The organism is Dapis hubbardiae BLCC-M172 (assembly GCF_050016015.1).
Classification (GTDB): Bacteria; Cyanobacteriota; Cyanobacteriia; order Cyanobacteriales; family Microcoleaceae; genus Trichodesmium.
Genome location: NZ_JBNHEQ010000085.1, coordinates 53,662 through 58,642, shown reverse-complemented (window position 1 = coordinate 58,642; position 4,981 = coordinate 53,662). Strand labels below are relative to the sequence as shown.

Here is a 4,981-nt window from a genome sequence, read left to right as displayed (position 1 = left end):
AGGCTTTAAACCACAATTATTTAATTAACAATTAATAATTAATAATTCGGTAAAACACTACTTATAAAACAGAAAAAAAAATTATTATTGTAATCCTATGTAGGTTTAAATAAATGAATGGTAATTATTGCTACATGAATCATAAATAAGAATTGTTCATCCAGGTTTGATTAAATGATACTTAAATTATCAGTAAATTCTGGGAATAATTTATTGTTTTCTCTTAATTTAAAGATGCTAATTTTTTTCCTACCACTGTATTATAATTAGGTAGGAACTCAGTACAAATGCGAGTGCAAGTGACCTAATTTTCCTGATACACTTGATCCAGATCCTTGACGTTATTCCATCTTACTTACTCTTTCATTAAATTGTCAAGGGGACGGGATGAATTTTTTTAAAGATAAGGGATTAAAAAAATAGGTTATTGAGATTTCAACAACCTATTACCCACACGAAACTATAAACTCAGTTTCTTTGCGTAAGTCCTATGGATATTAGATAATAGTAAAATCATCATTTACATCCAGAGCAACAACCCCACTAATATCTAATTCTGCTAGAATTTGAGAATCATCACCAACTGTATTATCCCCAGTAGCATCATAAATTAGATAAGTTTTACCTTCTACTTCATACGCAAATAAACCAGGGGTTCCGGAAATTAAAACATTTTCAGAAATATCGGTAGTTTGTACGTTAGTGGCAATGTTCTCTAAATTAGAAAGCATTGTACTAGAGAAGGCGATAGTATCTCCACCAACTACACCTAAATCATCAAAACCAGTAATGCGGTCAAACAAACCAGCACTAATAGCAGTACCAATAGATGCAGCATCAGCAGCATTAAAGTTTGCTCCACCACCATCATTAGCAGTGGTGTAAACAAAGGTATTGTCGCCACTATCATCAGACAGGGTATCTACTCCGAGACCGCCGACAAAAGTATCATTACCATCACCACCATCTATGGAGTCGTTACCTTCACCACCCACTAAGCTGTCATTATCATCATCTCCAGTTAAGGTGTCGTTACCTCCTAAACCTTCGAGAGTATCGTCCCCTCCAGTACCATCAAAATTATCATTAAACTCACCACCAACTAGGTTGTCAGCACCATCCGTAACATCTAGAATATTGACAGTAAAAGTGGCAGTAGCTTGATCGATACCATCAGTAACAGTGTATTCAACCACCTCAGTTCCAATTCCTAACTGTTCAAATGAACGGAATTGAATCTGAGTATCCTGGTTATTTGAAGTGCCCAAAGAAGGAGGCTCATTATCCTGAGTAGTTGTAATTAAAAGGGCATCTGGTCCATCAACATCACTGTCATTTGCCAAAATATCTATTATAACGCTATTGTCTAAACTGATAAATACTGGTCCATCATCAACAGCAATGGGTGGGTCATTGACAGGAGTAACATCAATACTAATAACTTGAGTAGCGGAATTATTTTCATCATTGCCATCATCAACGATATAACTGAAAGTTCCGGCATTTCCGTTAGCATTCTCAACAGGATTAAATATTAATGATGTTAGTTGATCTGTTGTTAACTGTTGACCAATAGTTACGGCAGAATTATCTGATAATTCTACTTGTCCTATTTCTGCATCAGGAATACTGTCAACAGTAATAGTCAACTCATCCCCATCAGGGTCAGTTGGTGCTGAAATATCTAAAGTCTCAGTGGTATCTTCCTCCAAAGTGACAGTCTTATCAGCTTCTACTTCAGGGGTTCGGTTCCCTTCAATGATATCGATATTTAACAAGCCATTGGTAGTTCCCCCGTCTTGGTCTGTTACTAGGAAATTAAAGCTATCAGTGCCAAGACTGCCAGTAGTAGTTGCATAAGTAATTTCCCCATTATCAAGATTTTCCTGAGTGAATGTGCTGCCTACTGCTAAAGTTTCCTCTCCCTGTTGGAGTTCCCCTAAAGTCGGCAGTTCAGTCAGAGTATATTGTAGGGAAGCAGGGTTAGCGGTTTCCACATCAGGGTCAATAAATTGGAGATTTTCTGTAGCAATAACTTGAGTTTCACCAAGAGTAACATTTAGGTCGGTTGTTGTACCAACAGGAGGATCATTGACTCGAATATTAAAGGTGTCTGTAACTTGACCGCCATCAATATCGATAACTTGGAAACTAAATGAGTCATCGTTTGTATTATCACCTGTATGTTCGTAGATAACTAACCCACTATTGATATCTTCCTGGGTGAAAGTATTTGTGGGGTTCTCTGACTGTTGCAATATTCCTGCTGTTACTTCAGTGGTGACTGTGTAGGTAAAGGTATTTGTACCGTTATCTGCATCAGTTGTCTGCAATAAATTCTGATTTATAGTTCCTGTTTCCCCTACGTTGATGACCAGTTCGTTATTATTGGTAACTTCAGGAATGTCATTTACTAAGATATTAGCAGTGCCAACCCCTTCACTAAAAGCATTTGTTCCACCTATAGTTGAGATGTCTGTTAGTTGAGTTGTATTACTGCTACCATCGGTAGTATCCCAACCACGGAATTCGATAGTAGCATTACCAAGGAAGTCTGTGTTAGGAATAAAACGTAGGCGGTCTGCGTCTGTAGCTGTTAATAAAGTGGTACTACTATTACTAACGTCTACCCAGTTTTCGCCCTCATCAACGGAATATTGCCAGAGACCGTTACTATTATCAATTTGAGTAATAGCTATTCCGCTACTACCTCCTCCATCAGCATCGGTAACTGCACCAGCGATAATATCGGCAATGGGAGTACCAGTATTATTAATCTCATTTTCATTGATAGTAGTTAGGGCGATATCTTCTGAGTCTGTTAGCAGTGGTGCATCGTTTAATGCTTCTACTTCCACAGATATAGTATCTGTTTGAGTAGCAGTATCATTATTTGCTGTTTCGGTTGCTGTTGCTGCAACTGTTAAGTCAAAACTAAATATTGTTCCTGTCTCTCGGTCTCTAGGAGGCGAGATGGTTAAGTTGGCTAATTCGTCTGGTGTTAATACCCAACTGCCATTACCTTGATCCGTTCCTGCTGAAAGAGTTGCTCCATCTGGTACGCCGGAAATAGTAATAGATAGAGTTTCGGAACCGCTTGTATCAACTAAGCTAGAAGTTATACCCAGAGGTAGATCGTCTTGGTCTGTACCCGATACAGTGGGTGTGGATATTTCTAAGTTGGGAGTATCAGCAACGGGAGTAACATTAATGGTAACTGTTGCTGTATCTGTTAACCCTGTGCTGTCGGCGATGGTATAAGTGAAACTTTCTGAACCACTGAAATTCTTATTGGGGGTATAAATGAAACTGTCTGCTGTTTCTTCTAAAGTGCCATTTTGGATATTATCAGCAGCAAATTCAGTAATTGTAATTTCGTCGCCATCAGCTTCTGTGTCATTTGCCAATAACTCAGATTTATCAATGGTAATATCTGTATCTTCGTTAGTTTCAAATTCATCGTCGTTTGCTTCTGGATCGGCGTTGCCAATTTCAATATTAATATTCAATAACCCACTGGTCGTACCGCCGTCTTGGTCTGCAACAACATAACTAAATGTATCTGTACCAACTTCTTCTCCTTGATAAGTGAGACTACCTTCGTTGATATTTTTCTGAGTGAAAGTATCTGCTACTTCTAAGGTGGTGTTGTCTAGTTTAATGTCCCCACTGGTTGGAAGTTCAGTAAGTTGATAAATTAGAGTTTCTGCACCAGCTTCAGTATCAGGATCTTCTGCTAGGAGATTTGCGTTTGTAATTTCTACCTGCACTTGTTCGTCAACAGTTAAATTATTGCTAGTAACTGTTGGTGGTACATTAACTCTAATTTCAAATGTGTCTGTGGTTTTTCCCCCTACCTGATCTGAGACACTGAAACTAAAGGAATCATTTTCAGTATCATTAGTATCGTGTTCGTAGGTAAGTAACCCTTGCTCGATATCCTCCTGAGTAAAACTGGTGAAACTTCCTCCATCAATGAGTAAATTACCACGACTAGGTAATTCTGAAACTGTATAAATTAAAGTAGTGTTACTGTCATCAGTTGTTTCTAGGAGACTATTATCTATTATTCCTGTCTCTTCTGTATTTACTACTAATTCATTATTTGTTGCCACCAATGGTAAGTCATTGATACTTATATCAATTACAGCAGTATCAGTTTGAGCATCCCCCTCTCCTGTATTACCTTGGTCATTTACGGAGATACTGATAGAATCACTACCTGAGTTATTGCCAGTATAAGTGAGGGTGCTAATAGCTTGGTTAATATTATCTAAATTCCCTGTAAATACTATTTCAGCATCTGCTTGACCATCACCAGTTGTAAAGGTGAGACCAGAAGTAGAGTTAAGGGTGAGGTTACTGTCAATAGTTTGGGAATTTGTGGTTTCTAGACTAACTTCTAAGTCTCCATCACCTGCATCAGGATCTGTTACCTGAATACCAACAATATCTAATTGTTCGCCTTCATTAACCAGTTGTTGGTCGTTAGGAATTGTAATTTCTGGCGGATCGTTAACATTGATCAAGCTGATCGTAAAGGACTTAGTAAAGGTTTCTGAAGCATTGTCAAAAGTTCTGACTTCGATCTCATAAGTTTCTTGTTCCTCAAAGTCTAGGTCTGCTCCCTCTGCTACAACTAACTGATCCTCATTGATAGCAAACCGTCCATCAGCATTATCAGTTAATCTGTATACATGACTATCATCCTCATCTGGGTCTTCTGTGGTAAATGTACCAACAAGTGTACCTGCTTCACTGTTTTCTTCCACACTGTCGTTATCTAACAGAATGTCAGTGGGAGGTTCATTCAGAGAGGGTGGTGTGACATCCTCTGGATCGGGGGTAACAGGTGGTTCTGTAGTTACTGGTGGGTCTGTTACTGGTGGTTCTGTTACTGGTGGGTCTGTCACTGGTGGGTCTGTCACTGGTGGGTCTGTCACTGGTGGGTCTGTCACTGGTGGGTCTGTCACTGGTGGGT

The 4,981-nt window shown here is 38.8% G+C and carries 1 protein-coding gene; it reads right to left on the bottom strand.

Features of this window, described 5'->3' with window-relative positions; all coding sequences use genetic code 11:
- Nucleotides 1-497: 497 nt before the first annotated feature.
- Nucleotides 498-4,981 (bottom strand): cadherin-like domain-containing protein (locus ACP6PK_RS08535; protein WP_426559243.1); only part of this gene is annotated, 4,484 nt, incomplete at its 5' end.